The 3,902-nt window shown below is 74.7% G+C and carries 4 protein-coding genes; 3 read left to right on the top strand and 1 reads right to left on the bottom strand.

What is annotated here, in order from left to right; genetic code table 11:
- The 3 genes from AAHZ94_RS30135 to AAHZ94_RS30125 form a co-directional block, all read left to right on the top strand.
- Positions 1-529 (top strand): PP2C family protein-serine/threonine phosphatase (locus tag AAHZ94_RS30135; RefSeq protein WP_502964828.1); only part of this gene is annotated, 529 nt, incomplete at its 5' end.
- A 237-nt stretch (positions 530-766) separates the two neighbouring features.
- Positions 767-1,999, top strand: a complete 1,233-nt coding sequence (gene hemW / locus AAHZ94_RS30130; RefSeq protein WP_349996897.1) for a radical SAM family heme chaperone HemW — start codon at positions 767-769, stop codon at positions 1,997-1,999.
- A 213-nt stretch (positions 2,000-2,212) separates the two neighbouring features.
- Positions 2,213-2,779 carry a Uma2 family endonuclease gene (locus AAHZ94_RS30125; protein ID WP_349996896.1) on the top strand — a complete coding sequence of 189 codons (567 nt, stop codon included), beginning with the start codon at positions 2,213-2,215 and terminating at the stop codon, positions 2,777-2,779.
- 145 nt (positions 2,780-2,924) lie between these two features.
- Here AAHZ94_RS30125 and AAHZ94_RS30120 read toward each other — a convergent pair whose 3' ends face one another.
- Positions 2,925-3,764 (bottom strand): DUF3097 domain-containing protein, encoded by an 840-nt coding sequence (locus AAHZ94_RS30120; protein ID WP_349996895.1) that lies wholly within the window; start codon positions 3,762-3,764, stop codon positions 2,925-2,927.
- Between the last annotated feature and the right edge of the window lie 138 nt (positions 3,765-3,902).

Here is a 3,902-nt window from a genome sequence, read left to right as displayed (position 1 = left end):
CCCCCCCCCACAACCCCCGCACCCGCGGCGCCCGCGTCATTTGTCTAACACCGCCGGGGGCGCCGGCGCGCCGGCCCCGGACGACCTGGTGGGCCTCGGCGGCGTGCTGGGTCCGGACGGTGTCGCGGGCGCCGGCCGGGTGCGGCGGGACGGCTCGCTGGGCGGCGCGCGCTGCACCCTGGCCAGCGCGGGGCACCCGTTGCCGCTGCTGTTGCGCGCCGACGGCACGGTGGCGGCGCGCGGCGCGCCGCAACTGCTGCTCGGCGTCATGGACGGCGTCTGCTACCAGAGCGAGAGCTTCGACCTGCTGCCCGGCGAGACCCTGCTCTGCGTCACCGACGGCGTCACCGAGCACCGCTCGGACCGGGCACAGTTCGATGACGACGACGGCCTCTCCCAGGTGCTGGCCTCCTGCGCCGGGCTCGATGCGCACGACGTGGCACAGCGGGTGCGCGCGGCCGTGCACGCCTTCGCCGCCTCGCCGCCCAACGACGACCTGGCCCTGCTGGTCCTCCAGGCGGCGGAGTAGGTGGCGGGGCCGACGGAGCGGCGGACCGTACGGAACGGGCCGCCGGCAGCATCGCCGGAGCTACGGCCGGTGCCGCCGACGGCGCAACTGATGGCGCCCCCGACGGCGTCCGCCCCGCCGGCGGCCCGGCGCCGCGCCAGCGCAGCGGAGGACGGGCCGCGGACCGGCAGGGACGCGGGGAGCGGCGCCGGATCGGCCGCGTCCCGCGACGCCGGGGCGATGCCGGAGAATGGAGCCATGCCTTCTGCACTGCCCGACGGTGAGCCCATGCCCGTGGACGGGGCGCTGCCGCCGCACGCCCTCCAGGGGGCCGGCGACCGGCCGCTCGGGTTCTACCTGCACGTTCCGTACTGCGCCACCCGCTGCGGGTACTGCGACTTCAACACCTACACCGCCAGTGAGCTGCGCGGTTCAGGCGGGGCGCTCGCCTCGCGGGACAACTACGCCGCCATGGTCGCCGACGAGGTGCGGCTCGCGCGCAAGGTGCTGGGGGACGACCCGCGCCAGGTCGAGACGGTCTTCGTGGGCGGTGGCACGCCGACCCTGCTCGACGCCGCCGACCTGGTGGCGATGCTGGCCGCGATCCGGGACGAGTTCGGCCTCGCGCCCGATGCTGAGGTGACCACCGAGGCCAACCCGGAGTCCGTGGACGAGCGCTACCTGGCGACGCTGCGCGAAGGCGGGTTCAACCGGATCTCGCTGGGCATGCAGAGCGCGCGCCAGCACGTACTGAAGGTGCTCGACCGCACCCACACCCCCGGCCGCCCCGAGCGGTGCGTGGAACTGGCCCGCGCCGCGGGGTTCGAGCACGTCAACCTGGACCTGATCTACGGGACGCCGGGCGAGAGCGACGCGGACTGGCGGGCCTCCCTCCAGGCCGCGCTGGGCGCCGGGCCCGACCACATCTCGGCGTACGCCCTGATCGTCGAGGAGGGCACCCAGCTCGCCCGGCGCATCCGGCGCGGCGAGGTGCCGATGACCGACGACGACGTGCACGCCGACCGCTACCTGATCGCCGAGGAGACGCTGACGGCCGCGGGCTTCGCCTGGTACGAGGTGTCGAACTGGGCCACCACCGAGGCCGGCCGCTGCCGCCACAACGAGCTGTACTGGCGCGGCGCCGACTGGTGGGGCGCCGGCCCCGGGGCACACAGCCACGTGGGCGGGGTCCGCTGGTGGAACGTGAAGCACCCCGGCGCGTACGCCCAGGCCCTCACCGAGGGGCGTTCGCCCGGCGCCGGACGCGAGGTACTGGCCGCCGAGGACCGCCGTGTCGAGCGCATCCTGCTCGAACTGCGCCTGTCCGAAGGGTGCCCGCTGGACATCCTCGCCCCGGCCGGCGCCAGCGCCGCGGCCCGCGCCTTGTCCGACGGCCTCCTGGAACCGGCCCCGTACGCGCGCGGGCGCGCCGTACTCACGCTGCGCGGCCGGCTGCTGGCCGACGCGGTGGTACGGGACCTGGTCGACTGACGGACGGGACGAAGCCGACTGACGGACGGGACGGACCGGGCTACCGGGACTGCCCGGGCCGGGCGCCCAGCCGGGTTGGTCGGCCGGACGCGCTGGTCAGGCGGCCGGACGGGCTACTCGAACGGGTGAATGCGTGCGGAGGCCCGATGCCTTGCCTACGCTTAGTTCTACGCTGCTCGAACACGACGCGGCGGGATGGGGAGGCCCACGGAGATGACCGCTGTGGATGACCGAATGATGACGAATATCACGGAGATCTTCGAGGCGCTGGATGTTCCTGGCCAGCTCAAGGCGGAGCTCATCCGGGGGGAAATTGTGATGATGGCCGGGCCCCACTGGGTCCACAACATGATCGTGCTGCGGGTGCTGAACCAGGTCCCCCAGGACCGCTGGTATCCGATGCAGACGCAAGACATTGCCATCCCCGGTGAGGCCAGCGAGCCCCAGCCGGACCTGGTGGTCATCGAGCACGGCGCCTTCGACGGTCGCTCCCGGCTCGTGCCCGCCCCGGCGACCACCCTCCTCGTGGAGGTCGTGTCGAAGACGAGCAAGCACCGGGACTACGTCACCAAGCGCTCGATGTACGCCGCCGGGCAGGTCCCCGCCTACCTGATCATCGACCCGTACGAGGCCGTCTGCGTGCTGCTGACCGAGCCGCACGGTGCGGGTGAGGCGGCGGGCTACCGCACGGAGCGGACCAGCAAGTTCGGTGAGCCGGTGCCGCTCGACGTGCTGGGGATCAAGCTGGACACCACGGAGTTCGGCACGCTGTCTGGCTGAGCGTGACGGCGCGGTCGAGGCCGCGCCACGACCGTCCTGGCGGACCGCCTCGGCTCACGGACCGCCCCGGCACACCGGCGCCGGGCCGCGCCAGCGCGCTGCTGTCGCGCCGCCACACGCCGCGTCCCGGCCGGGACGCGGTGTTTCACGCCGGGGCCGTGACGAAGTCGATCAGTTCTTCGACGCGGCCCAGCAGCTCCGGCTCCAGGTCCTTGTAGGAGTGGACCGCGGCCAGGATTCGCTGCCAGGCGGCGCCGGTGTGTTCCGGCCAGCCGAGCGCGCGGCACACGCCCGTCTTCCAGTCCTGGCCGCGCGGCACCTCGGGCCAGCGGGCGATGCCCACGGACGCGGGCTTCACGGCCTGCCAGACGTCGATGTACGGGTGGCCGACGACCAGGACGTCGCTGCCCTCGCCGGCGACCTCGGCCGCGATGCGGGACTCCTTCGAACCGGGCACCAGATGGTCGACCAGCACCCCGAGCCGGGCGTCCGGGCCCGGGCCGAAGTCGCGGACGATCGCCGGCAGGTCGTCCACGCCCTCCAGGTACTCCACGACCACGCCCTCGATGCGCAGGTCATCGCCCCACACCCGCTCCACGAGCTCCGCGTCGTGCCGGCCCTCCACATAGATCCGGCCGGCGCGGGCGACCCTGGCCCGGGCGCCGGGGACGGCCAGCGAACCGGAGGCGGTACGGGCCCGGCCGCTCGCCGCGGGGGCGCTGCCGGGACGCGGCCGGACGAGCGTGACCGGCCGGCCCTCCAGCAGGAAACCGGCCGGGTGCAGCGGAAAGACCCGGTGCTTGCCGAACCGGTCCTCCAGCGTCACGGTCGGCCCCTCGGCGGTCTTCTCGCAGCGGATGACGGCCCCGCAGAAGCCCGTGGTCACCTCCTCCACCACCAGGTCCACCTCGGCCGCCACCTCCGGCACGGACGTCGGCTTCTTCCAGGGCGGGGTGAGGTCGGGCCCGTACTCTCTGCTGCGCATGCGGCAGACGATAGCCGCAGCCCGCCCGCGGTCCGCCGCCCACAGTCGCCCGCGGCCGGCCCGCCGCGGCGCCGGCGCCGGGCCCCCCCGGGAAGGCCGGGCCCCCCCAGCGCGCGCCCCCCGCCGGTGCGCCCCCCC

It is taken from the genome of Streptomyces sp. HSW2009, assembly GCF_040240285.1.
Classification (GTDB): Bacteria; Actinomycetota; Actinomycetes; order Streptomycetales; family Streptomycetaceae; genus Streptomyces.
This window is presented reverse-complemented; position numbering and strand designations above follow the sequence as displayed.